Origin of the sequence: Mesorhizobium sp. YR577 (genome assembly GCF_900116595.1) — a bacterium.
In the GTDB taxonomy this organism is placed as follows: domain Bacteria; phylum Pseudomonadota; class Alphaproteobacteria; order Rhizobiales; family Rhizobiaceae; genus Mesorhizobium_M.
In genome coordinates, this window is record NZ_FPBI01000007.1 from 207,747 (window position 1) to 229,416 (window position 21,670).

The window sequence follows — 21,670 nt, forward strand, 5'->3', positions numbered from 1 at the left end:
GCAAATCGTAAAAACGATTCCCACCACTCGGGGTGATGGTCTAAGACTATCGAGGGGGCGCTGCGGGTATGCAGCGCGACGCTGTCTCAGCTGAAAATCGGAAGCGCTGCATGGGCCGTCTGCGAAACTATTTCCTCACCGGCTTCATCGTGACAGCACCGCTGGCGATCACCGCCTATCTGGCATGGTCGTTCGTTGGCTGGGTCGATTCCTGGGTAAAGCCCTACATTCCCTATCGCTACAATCCCGATCACTATCTGCCGTTCGCCGTGCCGGGCTTTGGGCTCATCGTGGCACTGCTGCTGATTACCCTTGTCGGCTTCCTGACCGCGAATTTCATCGGCCGTTCGATCGTGTCGCTGGGCGAGCGGGTTCTGGGTCGGATGCCGCTTATCCGTAGTATTTACAGTAGTTTGAAGCAGATTTTTGAGACGGTTCTTTCGAACAAGAACGAGATGTTCCGCACCGTTGGAATGGTCGAGTACCCCCGCAAGGACGTGTGGTCGATCGTCTTCGTCGCCGGCGAGAAACGCACCGAGATCAATGACAAGCTCGACCAGAATGACGACCCGCTGATTGCCGTCTTCATGCCATGCACGCCCAATCCCACGACCGGGTTCCTGATGTATGTGCCAAAATCCCAGGTTATCGTCCTCGACATGAGCATCGAGGACGGGGCAAAGCTCATCGTTTCCGCGGGACTGGTGACGCCCGACATGAGCAAGAAAATGGTCAAGATTAAAGGCAAGAAGGTCGTATCGATAGCCAATCCGACCCTTGAGGAAGTCGCTCAGCCAGCTCTCAACAGCCGCACCGCTTCGTCGCGCCCGAACAAATAGAGCAGCATCCGTATCGCCTGGCCGCGCGGAGACTTGAGGTCCGGATCGCGCGTCAGCAGCAGGCGGGCGTCGTCGCGGGCGATTTCGAGCAGGTCGGCATGCGTCTCGATGCGCGCCACCTGAAAGCCCGGCGTGCCGGACTGGCGCGTGCCCAGCAGCTCGCCTTCGCCGCGCAGTTTCAGATCCTCTTCCGATATGCGGAAGCCGTCCTCCGTCTCCCGCATCACCGAAAGACGGCGCTTGGCCGTTTCGCTGAGCGGGTCCTTGTAGAGCAGCACGCAGGTCGAAGCCTTGGCGCCGCGCCCGACACGCCCGCGCAGCTGGTGAAGCTGGGCGAGGCCAAAACGCTCGGCATGTTCGATGACGATGATCGTCGCATCCGGCACGTCGACGCCGACCTCGATTACCGTGGTGGCGATCAGGATGCGCGTCTCGCCCTCCTTGAAGGCGCGCATCGCCCCATCCTTTTCCGCGCCCTTCATGCGGCCATGGACAAGGCCGATCGCATCGCCGAAAACTGGCTTCAGCGAGGCAAAGCGATCTTCCGCCGACATTAGTTTGATCTCTTCGGATTCTTCCACAAGTGGGCAGATCCAATAGACTTTCTGGCCGTCGGCTACCGCATCGCGCATGCGCCCGACCAGTTCGTCCAGCCGCTCCAGCGGCAGTGTGACGGTTCGGATCGGCTGGCGGCCGGCAGGTTTTTCCGTCAGCCGCGACACATCCATGTCACCGAAGGCGGACAGAACCAGCGTGCGCGGTATCGGCGTTGCCGTCATCACCAGCATGTCGGGCGCATCGCCCTTGGCGGTGATTGCCAGCCGCTGGTGGACGCCAAAGCGGTGCTGTTCGTCGACCACGACGAGCGCCAGATCGCGGAACTGCACCGTTTCCTGGAACAGTGCATGGGTGCCGACGACGAGATTGATCGCGCCGCTTTCCAGTCCGGCGAGGATTTCTGCGCGCTCGCGACCCTTTTCTCTCCCCGTGAGCACGGCAACGCGCAGGCCCATCTTTTCGACCAGCGGCGCGATCGTGGCGAAATGCTGGCGCGCGAGGATTTCCGTCGGTGCCATCAGGGCGGCCTGTCCGCCGGCCTCGACGGCGCGCGCCATGGCAAGCAGCGCCACTACCGTCTTGCCGGAGCCGACATCGCCCTGCAGCAGGCGCAACATGCGCTCGGGTTTTTGCAGGTCGGCATCGATCTCGGCCAGCGCCTGCGTCTGCGATTGCGTCAGCGCATAGGGCAGGGCGTTTCGCAACGCCGCGATCAGCCGGCCGTCGCCCGCAAGGGGCCGGCCGGAAAGCCGCCGCACCGTCGCGCGCACCAGCGCCAGCGAAATCTGTCCAGCCAGGAACTCGTCATAGGCAAGCCTGCGCCACGCAGCACTGTCGGGCAAGACATCGATCGGATCGGCCGGGTTGTGGATGCGGTTCAGCGCCTCGCCAAAGGCGGGAAAGCTTTGCCGGCGCATGACATCCGGATCGAGCCATTCGGGTAGCGCCGGCACCCGCTCAAGCGCCTGGCCAATGGCGCGGCGCAGCACTTTTCCGGACAATCCAGCCGTCAGCGGATAGACCGGCTCCACCAGCGGCAGGCTTTCCGTGTCGCCGGCTCGCGCGATATGGTCGGGATGGACCATGCTCGGCCGGCCGTTGAACCATTCCATGCGGCCGCTGACGACGACATCCTCGCCGACCGGCATCGCCTTTTCGAGCCAGCCGGTATTGGCATGGAAGAATGTCAGCGCGATCTCGCCGGTATCGTCGAAGGCGTAGACCCTATACGGCACGGATTTGTTGCCGCGCGGCGGCGGCTGGTGCCGGTCGATGCGCACTTCCAGCGTCACGATCGCGCCGGAGGGCGCCAAAGCGATTCCGGGCCGGTTGCGCCGGTCGATCACCGAATGCGGCAGCGTGAAGATCAGGTCACCGGCGCGGGCATCGCGATCCGAAATATCGGCGGGCACCACCTTCTTGATCAGTTCGGCAACCTTCGGCCCAACACCGGCAAGCGAGGTGATGGATACGAACAGCGGGTCGAGACTATTGGGACGCACGGCTTTACGCTCCCGACGATCGGGAAGGTTGGAGCGCGGGTCCGGAATGGGCGAAATTTGTCAGCATGATTTCCACCAGCCGACTCTTAGGCACTGCGAGAGCGGTTGCAAGGCTGACAGGCAGCGTCATCCACGCTATATGCGCCGCTCGGCAATCAGGAATGCGAAACAATGACAGGCATGAAGCGATCAAGTGACGGGCTCGATGCGCGCCGGCGCAAGCTTCTGTTCCGTTCGTGGCATCGCGGCATGCGCGAGATGGACCTGATTCTCGGCGCTTTCGCCGATACCACCATCCATGCCTTGTCCGATTCCGAACTCGACGCATATGACGCGGTGCTGGAACTGCAGGACGCCGACCTGTTGTCCTGGATCACTGGCGAGCAGACCATTCCGCCGGAACACGACACGGCGATGTTTCGCAAGATCCTGGCATCGCGCCAGGCCATGAGTTTCTGAGAATGAGCCTGATCAAGAAAATCGGCCTGCCCAAGGGCGCTACCGGCCAGTTCATCGTCGATGGCGTCGCCGACGGCTATGAAGCCTTCGCGCTTGCGCAGGCGGTTGCCGAGACCGCACCGGACGCGCCGGTGATCTTCGTTGCCCGCGACGGCCAGCGCCTGCCGGCAATCGTCGAGGCGCTGGCCTTTGCAGCCCCCGAATTGCCGGTGCTGGAATTCCCGGCCTGGGATTGTTTGCCTTACGATCGCGTCTCGCCCGGAGCAGACGCCGCCGCCCGCCGGCTTGATGCCATGGCGGCAATGACCGCGCTGGCGAAGAAGCCGCACCGCGCCGTCATCCTCACCACCGCCAATGCGCTTTTGCAGCGCATTCCGCCGGCTGCCGCGATCGAGGCGCAGACATTCCACGCCAGGTCCGGCAACCAGATCAACATGAACGCGCTGATTTCGCGGCTCGAAAACTCCGGCTTCGACCGTGTTGCGACCGTACGCGATGTCGGCGAATTCGCCGTGCGCGGCGGCATTCTCGATCTCTTCGCGCCGGGCTCGACCGAGGCGTTACGGCTCGATTTCTTCGGCGACACGCTGGAATCGATCCGCGCCTTCGACGTCGCCACCCAGCGCACCACCGGCCAGCGCAAGGCGCTCACGCTTCAGCCGATGAGCGAAGTGGCGCTGACGCCCGAGGCGATCAGCCGTTTCCGCCGCTCCTATATCGAGGCGTTCGGCGCACCGGCGCGTGATGACGGGCTCTACGCTGCCATCAGCGAGGGCCGCCGCTTCGCCGGCATGGAACACTGGCTGCCCTTCTTCTACGAGCGGCTGGAGACGATTTTCGACTATCTGCCGACCGCGCCTTTCGTATTCGACCATCTCGCCCGCGAGGCGCTTGTCGAGCGCCATACGCTGATCGTCGACTATTACGAGTCCCGCAGGCAGCAGGCGGACGGCGCGCTGAAGGATGCCGTGCCCTACAAGCCGGTGCCGCCGGCCCGGATGTATCTCTCGCCCGACGACGTGACGGCAGCGCTGGCAGACCACGCCGCGATCGAATTCACGCCCTTCGATACGCCCGACACCGGCGGTCGCAAGCTGCTCCATGGCGGCTCGAAGGCCGGTCACAGTTTCGAGCTCGAACGCGCCGATCCCAACGCCAATGTCTTCGAGGCGGCGGTCAAATATATCGGCGACGTGCGCGCCGCCAAGCGCCGCGTCGTCATTGCCGGCTGGACGGAAGGTTCTCTCGACCGGCTCGGCCAGATTCTTGCCGAGCACCACCTCGGCAATCTTACGCCTGTCGCCACCCTGGCGGATGTCGAGAAGCTGACAGTGGGGCAGGCGGGTCTTGCCGTGCTGCCGCTCGAATCCGGCTTCGAGACGGACGGGTTCGTCGTCGTCGCCGAACAGGATATTTTGGGCGACCGCCTCGTGCGGCGCTCGAAGAAGCGCAAGCGCGCCTCCGATTTCATCGCCGAAGCCGCCTCGCTCTCGGCCGGCGATATCGTCGTTCATGCCGACCACGGCATTGGCCGCTTCGTCGGCCTGCGCACCATCGAAGCGGTCGGCGCGCCGCATGACTGCCTCGAAATCCACTATGCCGGCGACGACCGGCTGTTCCTGCCGGTCGAAAACATCGAACTGCTGTCGCGCTTCGGCTCGGATTCGGCGGAAGCCCCGCTCGACAAGCTCGGCGGCGGTGCATGGCAGTCGCGCAAGGCTAGGCTCAAGCGCCGGCTGCTCGAAATGGCCGGCCAGCTCATCCAGATCGCAGCCGAGCGCCAGATGCGCTCAGCTCCGGCGCTCAACCCGCCGGACGGGCTCTATGGCGAGTTCGCCGCCCGTTTCCCCTATGAGGAGACCGACGACCAGCAGCGCGCCATCGATTCCGTCATGAACGATCTCGGCGCCGGCCGCCCGATGGACCGGCTGATCTGCGGCGATGTCGGCTTCGGCAAGACCGAAGTGGCGCTGCGCGCCGCCTTCATCGCCGCCATGGAAGGCTTTCAGGTCGCCGTCGTCGTGCCGACGACGCTTCTGTCGCGCCAGCATTTCAAGACGTTCACGCAACGCTTTGCCGGCCTGCCGCTGGTCGTGCGCCAGGCATCGCGGCTGGTTGGCGCCAAGGAACTCGCTGAGACCAAGAAGGGACTCGCCGAAGGCACGGTCGATATCGTCGTCGGCACCCACGCGCTGCTCGGCGCATCGATCTCCTTCAAGAATCTCGGCCTGCTGATCATCGACGAGGAACAGCACTTCGGCGTCAAGCACAAGGAGCGGCTGAAGGAGCTGAAGAGCGACGTGCATGTGCTGACGCTGTCGGCAACACCGATCCCGCGCACGCTGCAACTGGCGCTGACGGGCGTGCGCGAACTGTCGCTGATCGCCACGCCGCCGGTGGACCGCATGGCGGTGCGCACCTTCATCTCGCCCTTCGACCCGCTGGTCATCCGCGAGACGCTGCTGCGCGAACGCTACCGCGGCGGCCAGAGCTTTTATGTCGTGCCGCGCATCTCGGACCTCACTGAAATCAAGCAGTTCCTGCAGGAATCTGTACCGGAACTTAAAGTGGCGACGGCACACGGCCAGATGCCGCCGGGCGAGCTCGACGACATCATGAACGCTTTCTATGACGGCCAGTACGACGTGCTGCTTTCAACGACGATCGTCGAATCCGGCCTCGATATTCCGACGGCCAACACGCTGATCGTGCACCGCGCCGACATGTTCGGCCTGGCCCAGCTCTATCAGCTGCGCGGCCGCGTCGGGCGTTCGAAAGTGCGCGCCTATGCGTTGTTCACGCTGCCGGCCAACCGCAAGCTCACCGACACCGCCGACCGCCGCCTGAAAGTCCTGCAATCGCTGGATACGCTCGGCGCCGGCTTCCAGCTGGCCAGCCACGATCTCGACATTCGCGGCGCCGGCAATCTTTTGGGCGAGGAACAGTCCGGCCACATCAAGGAGGTCGGCTTCGAGCTCTACCAGCAAATGCTGGAGGAGGCGGTCGCAGAAATCCGCGGCACTGGCGAGGTCATCGACGGCGGCTGGTCGCCGCAGATCACGGTCGGCACGGCAGTCATGATCCCGGAAAGCTATGTGCCGGACCTGCAATTGCGCCTGGCGCTCTATCGCCGCCTGGCCGATCTCGATTCGCCCGAAGAAATCGACGGTTTCGCCGCCGAGCTCATCGACCGTTTCGGGCCGCTGCCGGAAGAGGTTCAGCATCTGTTGAAGATCGTCTTCATCAAGGCGCTGTGCCGCAAGGCCAATGTCGAAAAGCTCGACGCCGGACCGAAGGGCGTGGTCATCCACTTCCGCAAGCGCGAGTTTTCCAACCCGGCGGGTCTGGTCAAGTACATCTCGGAGCAGGGGTCGCTCGCCAAGATCAGGCCGGACCAGAGCGTCGTCTTCATCCGCGACTGGCCCAACGCCGAAAAGCGCCTCGCCGGTGCGGCGGTGGTGATGACGCAACTGGCGCGGCTGGTGGAGAAGGCGGCTTAGGCGTTTCGAGGGTGTCGTGAGGGCTGCTTGTCAACGCGGAAGGTTGGCGGTGACCACGAAGTTCGCCATCCCGGAAACCGCAGCGAAGCGCAGGTTATCCGGGACCCATTGCTCGCAGCATCGTCAGGCGCGGCCCCGTCCTGATGTTGACGCGCGTTCAGCACCACCGAAGCTCGTCTCCGTTCCAGCATGGGTCCCGGGTCTCCGCATTCGCTTCGCTCATGCTGCGCCCGGGATGACGAAGAGAGGACAGCACTTCTAACGTCAACCTTGGCGATTGGCGGCGCCAACCATGAAGTCGTCATCCCGGAAACCGTAGCGAAGCGAAGGTTATCCGGGACCCATTGGCCGCAGCATCGTCGAGCGCGGCCCGGTTCTGATGTTGACGCGCATTCTGCACCGCCGAAACTCTTCTCCGTTCCGGCATGGATTCCCGACACTCTCCGCTCGTTCCTCGCTCACGAGGTCGAGAATGACGAATTGCATTTGGGCTTGCCGCTACTCTTCGGCATTCGTGAGTTGCCAACACGGCAGCTAAGAATCGCTGCCGATCTCGGACTATTTGTGGGCGCGTAAACCAACGAGCTCAGCCCATCTCCAACGTCGGCGGCTTGCCGCTGGGCAACCAGCAAGCTCGGCGCCAACGTTGGCGGCTTGCCGCCCGGGCAAACAACAAGCTCGTCATTCTCGACCTCGTGAGCGAGCGTTAGCGAGTGGAGAGTGTCGGGAATCCATGCCGGAATATCGATGACGGCTACAGCGGCGCAGAACTGCCGAAGCTGAAGCTCGCGAACTGGGGGAAAGAATTTCCCCCGATTTCCACCCAACCCATTGTTTCCACTCACCCCACACATTTTTTCACCCCCAATCTTTCCCCACCCCAAGACACCTCCGGCATAATCCCCTCATCGCTCTTGCGGGACCGGGTCTGGAACCGGGATCAAGGGGGAGTGGCGGTGACCTCCCGCCCTGGTGTGGTAGCCAGGGACCCGAGGGCCCGACACAGGCCGGCGTGGAACGAGCACGGCGCAAATGCCACTGCCCAAAACCATGCGGAGAACCCGCGGCGTCTTGTCCATGGAATGTACATGGAGCGGGCGTTGTGACCGGCCGACTTCGGGACAGGTTAGGAACGGTCCGCGCAGCGGACGAAAAGCCAACGATTTGGCTTTTCGAGTGACTAACGAGCGGGGCGCGGAAGTCGCGCCACGTACTAAACATTAGGAAGGCACGGCCAAGCGCCCCGCTTCCCGATCTTTGACAATGGCCAGACGGTGAAACCCGGGCGTGGCGATGAATAGGTGCGTCCTTCGAGGCTCGCTGACGCTCGCACCTCAGGATGAGGGAGGGTGTGCCGACAGAAGTCCTTTTCATGAAGGGTAGGAACGTCTCAGGATCAGGGAGGGTGTGCCGGCAGAGGCGATCCATTCTGAAATGTGCTCGCATCTCAGGAAGAGGACCGCAGTGCGCCATCCCCACGTCCTCGAAGTATCAAGATCGCAAGGCACCCACCTCCCTCATCCTGAGGTGCGATCCTGAGCTTGTCGAAGGGGAGCCTCGAAGGACGCACCGGAGTGCACCCGGGGACAGTTTACGTGTCTGCCCTGGAAAGGCGCGGCGGTTGCGATCTCGCGCAAGGGGCAAAAAGTAAACTGTCCCGGCGCCTCAGCCGGCCGCCGTCTCCAGCTCCCCGCGCGCCTTGGCACCAGCGATCTGGCGGATGGCGTCGGCAAGGGTGTCGCTCTCCTGCGCGCCCATGACGGCATATTTGCCTTCGAGCAGGAAGCACGGCACGCCGGTGATGCCCATGCGCGACGCGGTGGCGGCCTCGTTGGCAACGGCGTCGCGGTCGGTGTCGGTGGCAAGCATTGCTTCAACCACCGGCGCGTCCATGCCGGCCTCGCGTGCGGCTTCGGTCAGAACGGCGTGGTCGCCGATGTTCTGGCCTTCTTCGAAATAGAGCTGGAAAAGCCGCCGCGCGAGCTTGTTCTGCACTTCCGCGCCGGCAGCCGAGGCCCAGCGCATGACGCGGTGAGCGTCGATGGTGTTGGGTGAGACCTTGATGGCGTCGAAATCGAAGTCGATGCCTTCGGCAGCCCCCAGAGGCTCGATATTGGCGTGGATCTGGCGCAGGCGCTCCTCGCTGCCGAACTTCGCCAGCATGTATTGCTTGCGGTCCTTGCCTTCGAGCGGAATGGTCGGGTCGAGCTGGAACGGCCGCCAGCGTATCTGCACGTCCACTTCGGGCACCGCGGCCACAGCCTTGTCGAGCCGCTTCTGGCCGATGAAGCACCAGGGACAGACGGCGTCGGAGACGACATCGATGGTGATGGACTGCTTTTCGTCGCTCATCGGGAAATCCTCCTTTGCCGTCAATTCGGCTTCTGCCACCAGGTCGGAAACTGGTTACCGAATATAGGCGTCTTTGCCGGGTGTTCCAGATTGGCCCAATAGGCGAGGAATTCTTTCTTGTTGTGCTGCATCGGCACCATATAGGCCCCGGAAATCAGCAGGCGGTCGAGCGCGCGCACGGCAGCGACGTAGCTGTCCTTGTCGCGAGCATGCAGCATCGCCTCGATCATCGCATCGACTGCCGGATCGGCGACGCCGGCCAGATTGAACGAGCCGGGGACATTCGCCGACTCGGAACCCCAGCGGAACGTGAGTTCGATGCCTGGTGAGAGCGTGCCGAGGAAACCGGTTGAGCCGAACAGCACGTCGAAGTCGAAACGCTGCTTGCGCATCTGGATCTGGTCGGATTCCAGCGCGCGGATGTTGACGTCGATGCCGAGTTTTTCCAGCGAGCGCTGATAGAGTGCGGCAAGCCGCTCTTCGGTCTGCGATGTGGTCAATATCTCGAAGCTGAACGGCTCACCGTCGGCGCCGACAAGCTTGCCGCCTTCGACGCGGTAGCCCGCACTTTCCAGGAGATCGAGGGCAGCCTTCAGCACCTTGCGGTCGCGGCCGGAGCCATCCGTCACAGGTGGCTGGTAGGTGCCGTCCATGACGTCCGCCGGCACCTTGCCGGGGAAGGGCGCAAGAAGCGCGCGTTCTGCCTCGCTTGCCGGGCGCCCGAGCGCGGAAAGCTCGGAATCCTGCCAGAAGCTCGCCGTGCGCTTATACTGGCCGTCGAACATGTTCTTGTTGGCCCATTCGAAATCGTAGAGCATGCCGAGCGCGCGGCGCACCCTGACATCGGCGAATTTCGGAAGCCGCGTGTTGAACAGGAAGCCATTGACCACCGGCGGCAGGCCGCTCTCGAAGTCTTCGGTGACGACCCTGCCGTCCTTGAGGGCCGGAAAATCAAAGCTGCGCTCGCGCTTGACCGGGTCGGCCTCGGCGAAGGTCGAGCAGATGCCTTTCTTGAAGGCCTCGAACATGGCGTTGGCATTCAGGAAATATTCGAGCGTGACGCGGTCGAAATTGTCGATGCCACGCTTCACCGGCAGGTCTTTGGCCCAATAATCGGGATTGCGCTCGAAGACGATGCGCTGGCCCGGAGCCACCTTGCCAACCCGGTATGGACCGCTGCCGATCACCGGCTTCAGCGTCGTCTGGTCGAAGGTCTCCTTGTTGAAAAAGTGCTTCGGCACGATCGGCGTCATCGCGATGATCAGCGGAAATTCGCGGTCGGCGAGCTCGTTGAAGGTGAAGCGCACGCTGAGATCGCCGGTCTTTTCGAGTTTGGCGATCTTCTTCATGCGGTCGCTGTAAGGTGGGCGGCCTTTTTCCGTGTAGACCTCGTAGGTGAAGATCACGTCGTCGGCAGTCACAGGTTCGCCGTCGGACCACTTTGCCTTCGGGTTGAGGTGGAATTCGACCGATTTGCGATCTTCCGGCATGTCGATCGACTCAGCCAGCAGGCCGTAAAGCGAAAAAGGCTCGTCCATGCTTCGCTGCATCAGCGATTCGAAGACCAGGTTGCCGTAGATCGTGTCGATCATGCCGCGCGCTGTGGTGCGCAGGCTCTTGATGATGAATGGGTTGAGATTGTCGAAGCTGCCGACCACGCAATAGGTGACGCTGCCGCCCTTGGGTGCATCCGGATTGACGTAGGGAAAATTCGAAAAATCTTCAGGCAGGGCCGGCTCTCCCTGCATCGCAACCGCGTGCCTTGGCTCGGCCAGTGCCGCAGCCCCAAGCGCCGGCAACAAGGCCATGGCGGCACAGAGCGATAGAAACATGCGGCGCATTGGTAGTTAGCCCTCACTCGAACATTCTGGATGATTCGAATAAGAATCTATCACGGCGGCACTATTGTGAGGTTAGAGTGGAAATTGCCACCAATAATCGCCGCAACCGGGCTGGATTCGCAACGCGAGGCGGTGTAACACGCCGGCAAAAGCCATGCTGTTGCCTCATTTAGCCAACAGGTAGCGGTTACGAACGGCGCCATGAGCCGGTTCCGGGAACAATTGAGAGGAAATTGATAGATGACGAGCTTGAAAACCGACACTGCCCGTCTTTCGGTCATGGCCGCAGGCGTGGTCGGCATGCTCGCCGCTGGTCTTGTGCCGGCTGCGGCACAACAGCAGCAGCCGCAGATTCCGCAGGGCTGGTTCAAGGCTTGTTCCAAGCAGGAAGACGTGGACATCTGCAATGTGCAGAACATTTCCACCGCCGCTTCGGGCCAGCTCGTCACCGGCATCAGCCTGATCGAGCTCAAGGGCAAGGTGAACCGCAAGGTCTTCCAGGTCACGGTCCCGACCGGCCGTCTCGTGCCTCCCGGCATCGGCCTGCAGATCGATGGCGGCAAGGCGCAGAAGCTCGACTACGTCATCTGCTTCCCGGACCGCTGCGTTGCCGAAGCCCAGCTTTCGGACCAGCTCATCGCTTCCTTCAAGAAGGGTTCGGAGCTGACGCTGACCTCCGTCAACTTCCAGAACCAGCCGAACCCGATCAAGGTTTCCCTGTCCGGCTTCACCGGCGCCTATGATGGCCCGGCGATGCAGCAGTCCGATCTCGAGGATCGCCAGAAGAAACTTCAGGAATTCGTGTCCAAGAACAACGAGGACTTCGCCAAGAAGCTCAAGGAAGAGCAGGACAAGGCGAAGACGGCCAATTGATCGCCGTCACTCTCTGATCAGATGATCGCCGTCACTCTCTGATCAGAAAAAGCGGGGTTTTGCCCCGCTTTTTTATTGCGCCGGATTAGAAACCGATCGGCATCAATGGCGCGCGTGATGTTTCGGCGAATAACGGCCGTCCGCGGTCTTGTCGAAGAGTTCTCGCAGTTGCGGATGCCGAACAGGTTCGCCGGATTCGTCTTCGAGCAGGTTCTGCTCCGACACGTAGGCGATGTATTCGGTTTCCTCGTTCTCGGCGAGCAGATGGTAGAATGGCTGATCCTTGCGCGGACGCACGCCCGCGGGGATGGCCTCATACCATTCCTCGGTGTTGTTGAACTGCGGATCGACGTCGAAAATGACGCCCCTGAACGGGAACAGACGGTGACGCACCACCTGGCCGATCGCAAATTTTGCTGTCTTCATTTCAATCACGCTTTCAACTCTCACACATTATTTGGCGCAGGCTGAGGCGCAATTCAATCCCAAACGGGTTGACGCATTGAGGAACAACGGGTTAGCGCGGGCCTGAGTTTCGGATAAGCAATCATCATGTCGGATGTCGTCGGTCTGGTTCTGCCCTTTTTCGGGCTGATCTTCATGGGGTTTCTGGTGGCGCGGATAACGCGCCAGCCCATCGAAGCGCTCGGCTGGATGAATACCTTCATCATCTATGTCGCGCTGCCGGCGCTGTTCTTCCAGCTTCTAGCCAAGACGCCTGTCGAGAAGCTGACGGAGTGGAGCTATATCTTCGGCTCGGTCTTTTCGACCTATCTCGTTTTCTCCCTGATGTTCGTCGGATCGCTGATCCTTTCGCGTGGAAAGGTCGCGGAGGCGACCATCAAGGGACTGGCCGCTTCTTACGGCAATATCGGCTATATGGGTCCCGGCATCGCGCTACTGGCCTTTGGCGAGGAAGCGGCAGTGCCGGTGGCACTGATCTTCTGCTTCGAAAACACCATCCACTTCGCCGTTGCGCCGATGATGATGGCGCTGGCCGGCAGCGAGAAGGTTCCGCCGGTGCAACTGGCGTTAGGGGTGGTCAAAAAGATCCTGCTGCATCCGTTCATCATCTCGACGATCATCGGCGTGGCGGCCGCTTACGCTGAATTTCGCCCGCCGATGCCGATCGAGCGCTTTCTCGACTATCTGTCGCGCGCGGCAGCACCTTGCGCGCTGTTCGCGATGGGCGTGACGCTGGCATTGAGGCCGCTGAAGCGGGTTCCGACCGAGATAGCGCCGATCACCGCGCTCAAGCTGATCGTGCATCCGTTGATCTGCTACGTCGTTCTGAGCTGGGTCGGGAATTTTTCCGAAGTCTGGCTGTTCTCAGCGGTTCTGCTTGCCGCCTTGCCGACCGCCACCAACGTCTTCGTTATCGCGCAGCAGTACAACACCTGGGTCGAGCGCGCTTCGGCCAGCGTGCTGATTACCACCTGCTTCTCTGTAGGGACGGTGACGGCGCTGCTCTACATGATCAAGACCGGGATGCTACCGCCGGATCTGTTCCCGTAGCGAAGACGCGAGGGACGAAAGACCGCTTCCGGGGCGCAGGCCTTCCCGCATGAACAGCGTGCGAAGGGGGGCGAAGCTTCCGAGAATGCCAAGGCCGGCGCTGCGCAGAAGCTGTGCCGGAATAATATTCGACAGCAGCGACTGGTTGAGCAGGCTGACGGCGCCTGAGCGGGCGAGGATATCCGGCCGACGCTTCGCATCATAGGCCGAGAGTGCATCGGTCGAGCCTGGGTCGGAACGATTAAGCGAAGCGATCTCAATGAGTTGCTGGATATCCCTGATGCCGAGATTGAGGCCCTGCGCGCCGATTGGTGGGAAGACATGCGCAGCCTCACCGACGAGCGCGACGCGATTTTGCGCGAACCGCTTCGGTAGCGTCGCAGATAGCGGATAGATCTGGCGGCCCGGCTCGACCGAAACCCGGCCCAGCATTGACTGCATGCGTTCTTCGACACGGCCAGACAGCGCTTCGTCATCCAGCGCCGCAAGTTGTTCCGCCGTTTCGGGCTCGACGACCCAGACCAGGCTTGACCGGTCGCCGGGCAGGGGAACCTGCGTGAACGGGCCGGTCTCTGTGTGGAACTCGGTCGAGGTGTTGGCATGGCCGCGCGTATGGCCGAAATTGATCACCAGCGCCGCCTGCGGATAGGCTTGTGTCGAGGTGGAAATGCCGGCTGCTTCGCGGGCAGGCGAGGTGCGGCCATCGGCGGCGACAGCCAGTTTTGCCGCGATTTCCGTTCCGTCGGACAGAGTAGCCAGCACACCGTCCGCATCAATCTGCCAGCGCTCGACCAGCGAGCGATGCCAGGCAATGCCCGCATGGCTCGTAACGGCGTGCTCCAGCGCCTCGTTGAGGTTGCGATTGGGAATGTTCAGCCCGAAAAGTGCCTCGCCGATCTCGCTGGCGTGGAAGGTGACGATCGGGCTTCGGATCAGTCGCCGCGTCGCGTCGATGATGCGCATGATGCGCAAGGGCGCGGCCTTCGGCTCGATTGCAGCCGTGATGCCAAGTGTGTCGAGGAATTTCAGGGCCGGCGTCATCAAGGCCGTGGTCCGGCGGTCCTTGCCGCTCACGGCGGGGCCGACGAGGCTTACGGCGAAACCAGCATGGGCAAAGGCCAGTGCTGCAATCAGCCCGGCGGGTCCGGTGCCCGCGACGATGACGTTGACTTGATCAGTTCGGTTCAAGGCTGCGATCCGGCTCAATTACGCGCTGCCGGCAACGTGCCGGACGTTTTCATATAGAGCAGCGCCTCAGGCTTGATCAACGTGGCGATTCAGCCCATCGCTTTGCCATGAGCACCAATCAGGACGGGTTCGACCATCTCGACCGGGCAGGGCGCGCGGCAGCAACCATCGCGAAAAGTCCGCGCTGGGCGGTTTATGCGATGCTTGCGGCCGGCATCGTCCTGTCCTGGCTGGTGATTGCGGCCATGGCCGTTCGCGGCGCTGAAAGCCGCGATCCGGGCAGTGCCGCGCCGGGCGACCGTGTCCTGCGGATGCTGCCCGACATTTCCCTGCCGGACTCTGTCGAGCGGTTTTTCGCGCTGTGCATGACACCTGCGCCGCTGGATGGAGCAGGATTCACCGCCTATGCGGCGCTTACGCTGATGTGGTTCCTGATGGCGCTGGCGATGATGCTGCCCTCGGCGGCACCTATGATCCGGACCTATTGCGAGATTGCCGACACCGCGCGGCAGAAGCGCGAGCCGGTGGTTCATCCGCTGGTGCTGGCCGCCGGTTATCTCACCGTCTGGCTCGCCGCATCGGCATTGTTCGCCGGCCTGACGCTTGCCGTTCAGGCGCTGGCGGCAAGCGCTCAACCTCTGGACCCTGTCCGTGGCATTGCCGGCGCCTTGGCGCTGGGCATCGCCGGGCTTTACCAATTCAGCAGCCTTAAAGAGGCCTGCCTGAAGAAGTGCCGAAACCCTTTTTCGATTCTTTTCGCCCGATGGAGTGCGAAACCGTCCAACATATTCAGGCTCGGCATGGAGCAAGGCGTCTGGTGCCTGGGCTGCTGCTGGGCGCTGATGCTGGTGATGTTTGCCGTTGGCACGATGAATTTGTTCTGGATGGCCTTGATCGCGGTGTTTACCGTGGTTGAAAAACAAGGGACAAAGCGTTTTCCAACGCGCCTCGCGGGTGCGATACTGCTTGTCTGGGCTGTGGCGCTTCTAGTAAGTTCCGCCTGACCGGGAAGGGGACGTTCCATGGCCGACCAAAGCTGGGCAATGAAAGGAGAGCTTGTACTCTCCTGCAATTGCACGGTTTTTTGCCCTTGCGTGCTTTCGCTTGGGGGGCATCCGCCAACGGAAGGCTATTGCCAGACATGGGCCGGCTTTCGCGTCGATGCCGGTCACTATGGCGATGTCGATCTGTCCGGCCTCAACCTCGGGTTGATCATGGAGATTCCCGGCTATATGAGCCGCGGCAACTGGACGGCCGGATTGTTCGTCGACAAGCGCGCTTCCATCTACGCCACAAAGGCCTTCACCAAGATTTTCACCGGCAAGGCCGGCGGCACGACCTCGCTGCTGTCGATCCTCGTCGGAAAGTTTCTCGGGGTCGAGCAGGTGCCGATCAGCTACGAGACGCAGGACAAGACGCGTATCTTCCAGATACCCAAAATCATCGACGGTGCGGTGACGCCTATCCCCGGCAAGAACCGGGATGGCGACACGGTGATCACCAATTCCGAATACTGGATCGCGCCGGAAATCATCGTGGCGAAGTCCGACAAGAGCAAGATGCGCGCCTTTGGCCGAAACTGGAATTTCGCCGGCCGTTCGGCCGAAATCTGCAAATTGGACTGGCGCGGCCCGTGAAACGAAAAAAAGTCACCTGGCCGCAAGCAAAGGCCTTTTCCGTCCATCTCCTCACCGCATCCGGCTCGTTCCTGGCCTTTCTGTCGCTGGTCGCGGCCAGCGAGGGACGTTGGACGGCCATGTTCTGGTGGCTGGGGCTGGCGCTTTTCGTCGATGGTATCGACGGACCGATCGCGCGCAAGCTCGAGGTCAAGGAAGTGCTGCCGACATGGTCAGGCGAGCTTCTCGACAACATCATCGACTACGTCACCTACGTGCTGATACCGGCCTTCGCGCTCTACCAGCGCGGCTTCATGGGCGACAACCTGTCGTTCATCTCAGCGGCCCTGATCGTCGTTTCCAGCGCCATTTACTATGCCGACACGGGCATGAAGACGAAGGAGAACTTCTTCAAGGGTTTCCCCGTGGTCTGGAACATGCTCGTCTTCACGCTGTTCGTCATCGAACCGGGCGAATGGGTGTCGTTCGCGGTGGTGGTGATCGCTGCGATCATGACATTCGTGCCGATGAATTTTCTGCATCCGGTGCGGGTTGAACGCTTGCGCGATCTCAACCTCGCCGTGTTTCTCGGCTGGTGCGCCTTCGGCGCGATCGCACTGGCGCAGACCATGCATGCCAGCGAATGGGTGAAGATCGGCATCGCCGTGACGGGTGCCTATCTGTTCTTCATCGGCGGCGTCATGCAATTCTTTCCCAATCTCGGTGCCAAGAAAGCCTGATCATGTCCAAAGCTATTCGAGTCCATGCCCATGGCGGGCCGGAAGTCCTGACCTATGACGATGCTCCCGCCGGCAAACCGGGTACAGGGCAGGTGTTGATCCGGCATACAGCGATCGGCCTCAATTTCCTCGACACCTATTATCGCAGCGGGCTCTACCCGGCGCCGGCAGGACTGCCGTTGATCCCGGGCGGCGAGGCGGCTGGCGTCGTGCTGGAAACGGGCGACGGGGTCGAAGGCCTTAAGAAAGGCGATCGTATCGCTTACTCGACCCCCTTCGGCGCTTATTGCGAAGAGCGCGTCATCCCGGCGGAAAAGCTGGTCAAAATCCCCGACGGAGTGAGCGACGAGCAAGCCGCCGCCATGATGCTGAAGGGCATGACGGCGGAATATCTGCTGCGCCGCACCTTCCCGGTGAAAGCCGGCGACACGGTGCTTTACCACGCTGCAGCCGGCGGCGTCGGCCTGATCTTCGGCCAATGGGCAAAGCATCTGGGCGCAACCGTCATCGGCACGGCAGGCTCCGCCGACAAGATCGCGCTCGCCAAGGCAAATGGCTTCGACCACGTCATCAACTACCGCGACGACGACTTCGTCGCGAAGGTCAAGGAAATCACCGGCGGCAAGCTTTGCGACGTGGTGTACGATTCGGTCGGCAAGGACACATTTCCTGGCTCGCTCGACTGCCTGCGCCCGCGCGGCATGTTTGTCAGCTTCGGACAATCGTCAGGACCGATCCCGCCTTTCAACATGGCGCTGCTCTCGCAAAAGGGCTCGCTCTATGCAACGCGGCCCACGCTGTTCACCTACATTGCCAAGCGCGAGGATCTCGAAGCGTCCGCCGCAGCCTTGTTCGACGTGGTTTCGAGCGGCGTGGTCGACATCAAGATAAACCAGCGCTACGCGCTGAAGGATGCCGCCAAGGCGCATGCCGATCTGGAAGGTCGGCGCACGACGGGAACGAGCATCCTTATCCCCTGATATCCCCCTGAAATTCTTGAAGCTCTTTCAAGTTCAGCGCCGCTTTGCGTTGTGCGTCGCACGCGCCTACGATACTCGTGGGAACATAAAAGAATAATCATCAATGGGGGCGTTGTGACAGCAACCCTTGAGACGCATGGCGCGAACCTGCTTGAGGTGCGCGGCCTGACCAAGATATTTGGCACGCTGAAAGCGTGTGACGGCATCGACCTGACCGTCGGCAAGGGCGAGATTCATGCTCTGCTGGGTGAGAATGGTGCCGGCAAATCCACGCTCGTGAAGATGCTGTTCGGCTCGCTGGAGCCGAATGCCGGCGAAATCCGCTGGAATGGCGAGCCCGTTCGGATTGCCAATCCGCATGCCGCAAGAAAACTCGGCATCGGCATGGTTTTTCAGCATTTTTCGCTGTTCGATGCGCTGACCGCCGCTGAAAATATTGCCCTGTCTCTGGACGACGACACGCCGATCGCCACCATTGCAGCGAAGGCCAAGGCGCTGTCCTACAGCTATGGCCTGCCGCTCGATCCTTATTCGCTCGTCGGCGATCTTTCCGTTGGCGAACGCCAGCGCATCGAGATCATCCGCTGCCTGCTGCAGACACCCGAACTCATCATCCTGGACGAGCCGACCTCCGTGCTGACGCCGCAGGAGGCGGACAAGCTGTTCGAGACGCTGGAGCGGCTGCGCGCCGAGGGTAAATCGATCCTCTACATTTCGCACCGGCTGGAAGAGGTCAAACGCATGTGCGACCGTGCCACCGTGCTGCGGCACGGCAAGGTGGTCGGCCATTGCGACCCGCGCAAGGAGACCGCATCCTCGCTGGCGCGCATGATGGTCGGCAGCGAGGTGCTGTCGGTCGTCCGCCCGCCGGCCGAGGGCGCTGACAAGGCGGCCACGCTTCTCGAAATTCGCAATCTGACGCGTAAGCCGGCGACGCCGTTCTCCATTCCGCTGCGCGACATCAGCCTCTCCGTAAAAGCCGGCGAAGTGATCGGCATCGCCGGTGTAGCCGGCAACGGGCAGGGCGAGTTTTTCGAGGCCGTATCGGGCGAGGCGACACAGCCGGACGCCGTCACCGTGCGCATTCGCGACAAGGACGCGGGCCATTTGTCGATTACCGGACGCCGGATGCTGGGGGCAGCCTTCGTGCCGGAAGAACGGCTGGGGCATGGTGCTGCGCCGCGCATGAAGCTTTCCGAAAACCTGTTGCTGTCGCGCTATGCCACGGACCGCAAGGCATTCCTGGGCAGTTTTGGGCTGGTGCAGGGCTCAGCGATCGTCAAAGCCGCACAGCGCATCATCGAGGCCATGGATGTCCGCAAGAGCGCGCCCGATCCCGAGGCTGCGGCTCTTTCCGGCGGCAACCTGCAAAAATTCATCATCGGCCGCGAACTCGACCGCCAGCCTGCGGTGATGGTGGTCAACCAGCCGACATGGGGCGTCGATGCGGGTGCTGCCGCACGCATTCGCCAGGCACTGATCGAGCTTGCCCGTAGCGGTTCGGCCGTGCTGGTCATCAGCCAGGATCTCGACGAACTGTTTGAAATCTCCGACTCGATCGCCGTCATGCACAATGGCGAGTTGTCGAAGCCGCTGCCGATAGCCGAGGCAACGCTGGAAAAGATCGGCTTGCTCATGGGCGGTGCCGAGCCCGGCCATGTCGAACCAGTGGCGGAGGTGGCGTGATGCGCATCGAACTCGTCAAGAGGCCGCAGCAATCCGCTCTCTATAGCGCGCTGTCACCGTTCTTCGCGCTGGCGCTGACGCTTATCGCCGGCGCAATCATGTTCTCGCTGCTCGGCAAGAACCCGCTTGATGCGCTGTATTACTATTTCATCGATCCGCTGCGCGAAATGTGGTCGCTGCATGAGCTGGCGGTGAAGGCCGCGCCGCTGATCCTGATTGCTGTCGGGCTCTCTGTTTGCTTCCTGTCCAACAACTGGAACATCGGCGCCGAAGGCCAGTTCATCATCGGCGCGATGGCCGGCTCGATCCTGCCGGTGATGTATCCAGACTTCCAATCATGGATCGTGCTGCCGCTGATGCTGATCATGGGAATGGTCGGGGGTGCTGCCTATGCCGCGATCCCGGCCTTGCTGAAGACCCGCTTCAACACCAATGAAATCCTGACCAGCCTGATGCTGGTCTATGTCGCGCAACTGTTCCTCGACTGGATGGTGCGCGGGCCGTGGCGCAATCCCGCCGGCATGAATTTTCCCGAAACGCGCAATTTCCACGAATATGCCATTCTGCCGGAAATCTGGCCGGACTCCGGCCGGGCGCATTGGGGTTTCGTCTTCGCGCTCGTTGCTGCACTCCTTGTCTGGTTCATGCTGTCGAAAACCCTGCGCGGCTTCGAGGTCAAGGTTTTGGGCCAAAGCCCGCGGGCAGGGCGCTTCGCCGGCTTCTCGGCCTCGAAGATGGTGTTCTTCGCATTCATCGTGTCTGGAGCACTGGCCGGTCTTGCCGGCATTTCCGAAGTCTCCGGGGCAATCGGCCAGCTTCGCCCGACCATTTCGCCGGGCTACGGCTTTGCGGCGATCATCGTCGCCTTCCTCGGCCGGCTCAATCCGCTCGGCATCGTCGCTGCCGGGCTGGTTCTGGCGCTGTCCTATCTCGGCGGCGAGGCGGCGCAGATTTCGATCGGCGTCTCCGACAAGGTCGTGCGCGCCTTCCAGGGCATGCTTTTGTTCTTCGTGCTCGGCTGCGACACACTCATTCACTATCGCATCCGCATCGTTCGTTCGGCGCTGAGCAAGGCGGAGGTTTCCCATGGGAATGCTTGAAGCCATCCTGATCACCATCGCGACGGCTGCAACGCCGCTGCTGATCGCAGCCGTCGGAGAACTGGTCGTCGAGCGCTCCGGCGTGCTCAATCTCGGTGTCGAAGGCATGATGGTGATGGGTGCCGTCACGGGCTTCGGAGCCGCTCTTGCCACCGGCTCGCCGTGGCTCGGATTCCTGTCGGCAATCGTCGTCGGCGCCTTGTTCTCGCTGCTGTTTGCCTTCCTGACGTTGACGCTGGTCACCAACCAGGTCGCGACAGGCCTTGCGCTGACGCTTCTAGGGCTCGGCCTTTCGGGCATGCTTGGCGAGGGCTTTGTCGGCTTTCCGGGCGTGAAGCTCGCCAATATCTACATTCCTGTGCTGACCGACATACCGGTCGTCGGAAAACTGCTGTTCGGCCAGGACCCGATCTTCTACCTGTCGATCCTGCTCACCGCCGGCGTTGCCTATTTTCTCTTCCGCACCCGTGCCGGTCTGACTTTGCGTTCGGTTGGCGACAATCATACATCGGCCCACGCGCTCGGCATCAACGTCGTCCTGATCCGCTATCTGGCGGTAATGTTTGGCGGTGCCTGCGCGGGTCTTGCCGGCGGCTATCTCTCGATCGTCTATACACCGCAATGGGTGGAGAACATGACGGCGGGGCGCGGCTGGATCGCGCTGGCGCTGGTGGTCTTCGCCTCCTGGCGGCCATGGCGGGTGCTGGCGGGCGCCTATCTTTTCGGTGCCGTCACGATCGGCCAACTCCACGCGCAAGCGCTGGGGATAGGCGTGCCTTCACAGCTACTTTCTTCGCTTCCCTATCTGGCAACCATCGTCGTTCTTGTTCTAATCTCACGGAACCGGCGACTGACGATGGTAAACACACCGGCTTCTTTGGGGCGGCCGTTTGTGCCTGATCGCTAACTATAAAAAACGGG

17 protein-coding genes are annotated in these 21,670 nt (G+C 61.9%); 12 read left to right on the top strand and 5 right to left on the bottom strand.

The window, feature by feature from the left end; all coding sequences use genetic code 11:
* The first annotated feature begins 110 nt into the window (after positions 1-110).
* Positions 111-839, top strand: coding sequence for a DUF502 domain-containing protein (locus tag BM413_RS12505; protein WP_091913655.1), 729 nt, complete (start codon positions 111-113; stop codon positions 837-839).
* On the opposite strand, the gene recG is transcribed toward BM413_RS12505, so the two are convergent.
* Positions 791-2,899 carry an ATP-dependent DNA helicase RecG gene (recG, locus tag BM413_RS12510; RefSeq protein WP_091913656.1) on the bottom strand — a complete coding sequence of 703 codons (2,109 nt, stop codon included), beginning with the start codon at positions 2,897-2,899 and terminating at the stop codon, positions 791-793. The genes BM413_RS12505 and recG overlap by 49 nt on opposite strands.
* A gap of 171 nt (positions 2,900-3,070) precedes the next feature.
* Between recG and BM413_RS12515 the strand changes: the two genes are divergently transcribed.
* Both BM413_RS12515 and mfd read left to right on the top strand, forming a co-directional pair.
* Positions 3,071-3,358 (top strand): FAD assembly factor SdhE, encoded by a 288-nt coding sequence (locus BM413_RS12515; RefSeq protein WP_091913657.1) that lies wholly within the window; start codon positions 3,071-3,073, stop codon positions 3,356-3,358.
* 2 nt (positions 3,359-3,360) lie between these two features.
* Complete coding sequence (gene mfd / locus BM413_RS12520) at positions 3,361-6,858, top strand: transcription-repair coupling factor (RefSeq protein WP_091913658.1); 3,498 nt, start codon at positions 3,361-3,363, stop codon at positions 6,856-6,858.
* Between the two features lie 1,665 nt (positions 6,859-8,523).
* Here the strand turns inward: mfd and BM413_RS12525 are convergent.
* Together BM413_RS12525 and BM413_RS12530 are read right to left on the bottom strand one after the other, a co-directional pair.
* Positions 8,524-9,210, bottom strand: a complete 687-nt coding sequence (locus BM413_RS12525) for a DsbA family oxidoreductase (RefSeq protein ID WP_091913735.1) — start codon at positions 9,208-9,210, stop codon at positions 8,524-8,526.
* 20 nt (positions 9,211-9,230) lie between these two features.
* On the bottom strand, positions 9,231-11,051 hold the full coding sequence (locus tag BM413_RS12530; protein ID WP_091913659.1) for an extracellular solute-binding protein: 1,821 nt from the start codon (positions 11,049-11,051) through the stop codon (positions 9,231-9,233).
* 240 nt (positions 11,052-11,291) lie between these two features.
* On the opposite strand from BM413_RS12530, the gene BM413_RS12535 reads away from it, so the two are divergent.
* Positions 11,292-11,924, top strand: coding sequence for an invasion associated locus B family protein (locus BM413_RS12535; protein ID WP_091913660.1), 633 nt, complete (start codon positions 11,292-11,294; stop codon positions 11,922-11,924).
* 102 nt (positions 11,925-12,026) lie between these two features.
* On the opposite strand, the gene hspQ is transcribed toward BM413_RS12535, so the two are convergent.
* Entirely contained in the window at positions 12,027-12,350 is a 324-nt protein-coding gene (gene hspQ, locus BM413_RS12540; RefSeq protein WP_091913661.1) for a heat shock protein HspQ, read from the bottom strand.
* Between the two features lie 126 nt (positions 12,351-12,476).
* Here hspQ and BM413_RS12545 point away from each other — a divergent pair, with 126 nt between their 5' ends.
* On the top strand, positions 12,477-13,439 hold the full coding sequence (locus BM413_RS12545) for an AEC family transporter (protein WP_091913662.1): 963 nt from the start codon (positions 12,477-12,479) through the stop codon (positions 13,437-13,439).
* Here the strand turns inward: BM413_RS12545 and BM413_RS12550 are convergent.
* On the bottom strand, positions 13,416-14,627 hold the full coding sequence (locus tag BM413_RS12550) for a UbiH/UbiF family hydroxylase (protein ID WP_091913736.1): 1,212 nt from the start codon (positions 14,625-14,627) through the stop codon (positions 13,416-13,418). The two genes, BM413_RS12545 and BM413_RS12550, sit on opposite strands and share 24 nt — an antisense overlap.
* 107 nt (positions 14,628-14,734) lie before the next feature.
* Here BM413_RS12550 and BM413_RS12555 point away from each other — a divergent pair, with 107 nt between their 5' ends.
* The 7 genes from BM413_RS12555 to BM413_RS12585 all read left to right on the top strand — a co-directional run bounded on the left by BM413_RS12555 (position 14,735) and on the right by BM413_RS12585 (position 21,656).
* Entirely contained in the window at positions 14,735-15,631 is an 897-nt protein-coding gene (locus BM413_RS12555) for a DUF2182 domain-containing protein (RefSeq protein WP_091913663.1), read from the top strand.
* An 18-nt stretch (positions 15,632-15,649) separates the two neighbouring features.
* Positions 15,650-16,264: a DUF1326 domain-containing protein gene (locus BM413_RS12560; RefSeq protein WP_091913664.1), complete on the top strand. Its 615-nt coding sequence runs from the start codon at positions 15,650-15,652 to the stop codon at positions 16,262-16,264.
* The gene (pcsA, locus tag BM413_RS12565; protein WP_280141834.1) at positions 16,261-16,983 is read left to right on the top strand and encodes a phosphatidylcholine synthase; all 723 of its coding nucleotides are present in this window, start codon (positions 16,261-16,263) and stop codon (positions 16,981-16,983) included. Before BM413_RS12560 ends, pcsA begins: the two co-directional genes overlap by 4 nt.
* Positions 16,984-16,985: 2 nt before the next feature.
* Positions 16,986-17,963, top strand: coding sequence for a quinone oxidoreductase family protein (locus tag BM413_RS12570; protein WP_091913665.1), 978 nt, complete (start codon positions 16,986-16,988; stop codon positions 17,961-17,963).
* A 114-nt stretch (positions 17,964-18,077) separates the two neighbouring features.
* Positions 18,078-19,649, top strand: a complete 1,572-nt coding sequence (locus BM413_RS12575) for an ABC transporter ATP-binding protein (RefSeq protein WP_091913666.1) — start codon at positions 18,078-18,080, stop codon at positions 19,647-19,649.
* Entirely contained in the window at positions 19,649-20,749 is a 1,101-nt protein-coding gene (locus BM413_RS12580; protein WP_091913667.1) for an ABC transporter permease, read from the top strand. Before BM413_RS12575 ends, BM413_RS12580 begins: the two co-directional genes overlap by 1 nt.
* Entirely contained in the window at positions 20,736-21,656 is a 921-nt protein-coding gene (locus BM413_RS12585; protein ID WP_175544314.1) for an ABC transporter permease, read from the top strand. Before BM413_RS12580 ends, BM413_RS12585 begins: the two co-directional genes overlap by 14 nt.
* Positions 21,657-21,670 lie beyond the last annotated feature (14 nt).

Excerpts from the sequence above, each read along its gene's own strand:
- BM413_RS12515 (WP_091913657.1), top strand. The coding sequence starts at position 3,071 with ATGACAGGCATGAAGCGATCAAGTGACGGGCTCGATGCGCGCCGGCGC.
- BM413_RS12525 (WP_091913735.1), bottom strand. The coding sequence starts at position 9,210 with ATGAGCGACGAAAAGCAGTCCATCACCATCGATGTCGTCTCCGACGCC.
- BM413_RS12555 (WP_091913663.1), top strand. The coding sequence starts at position 14,735 with ATGAGCACCAATCAGGACGGGTTCGACCATCTCGACCGGGCAGGGCGC.
- BM413_RS12535 (WP_091913660.1), top strand. The coding sequence starts at position 11,292 with ATGACGAGCTTGAAAACCGACACTGCCCGTCTTTCGGTCATGGCCGCA.
- BM413_RS12530 (WP_091913659.1), bottom strand. The coding sequence starts at position 11,051 with ATGCGCCGCATGTTTCTATCGCTCTGTGCCGCCATGGCCTTGTTGCCG.
- mfd (WP_091913658.1), top strand. The coding sequence starts at position 3,361 with ATGAGCCTGATCAAGAAAATCGGCCTGCCCAAGGGCGCTACCGGCCAG.
- BM413_RS12545 (WP_091913662.1), top strand. The coding sequence starts at position 12,477 with ATGTCGGATGTCGTCGGTCTGGTTCTGCCCTTTTTCGGGCTGATCTTC.
- BM413_RS12570 (WP_091913665.1), top strand. The coding sequence starts at position 16,986 with ATGTCCAAAGCTATTCGAGTCCATGCCCATGGCGGGCCGGAAGTCCTG.
- BM413_RS12505 (WP_091913655.1), top strand. The coding sequence starts at position 111 with ATGGGCCGTCTGCGAAACTATTTCCTCACCGGCTTCATCGTGACAGCA.
- BM413_RS12560 (WP_091913664.1), top strand. The coding sequence starts at position 15,650 with ATGGCCGACCAAAGCTGGGCAATGAAAGGAGAGCTTGTACTCTCCTGC.
- BM413_RS12585 (WP_175544314.1), top strand. The coding sequence starts at position 20,736 with ATGGGAATGCTTGAAGCCATCCTGATCACCATCGCGACGGCTGCAACG.
- BM413_RS12580 (WP_091913667.1), top strand. The coding sequence starts at position 19,649 with ATGCGCATCGAACTCGTCAAGAGGCCGCAGCAATCCGCTCTCTATAGC.
- hspQ (WP_091913661.1), bottom strand. The coding sequence starts at position 12,350 with ATGAAGACAGCAAAATTTGCGATCGGCCAGGTGGTGCGTCACCGTCTG.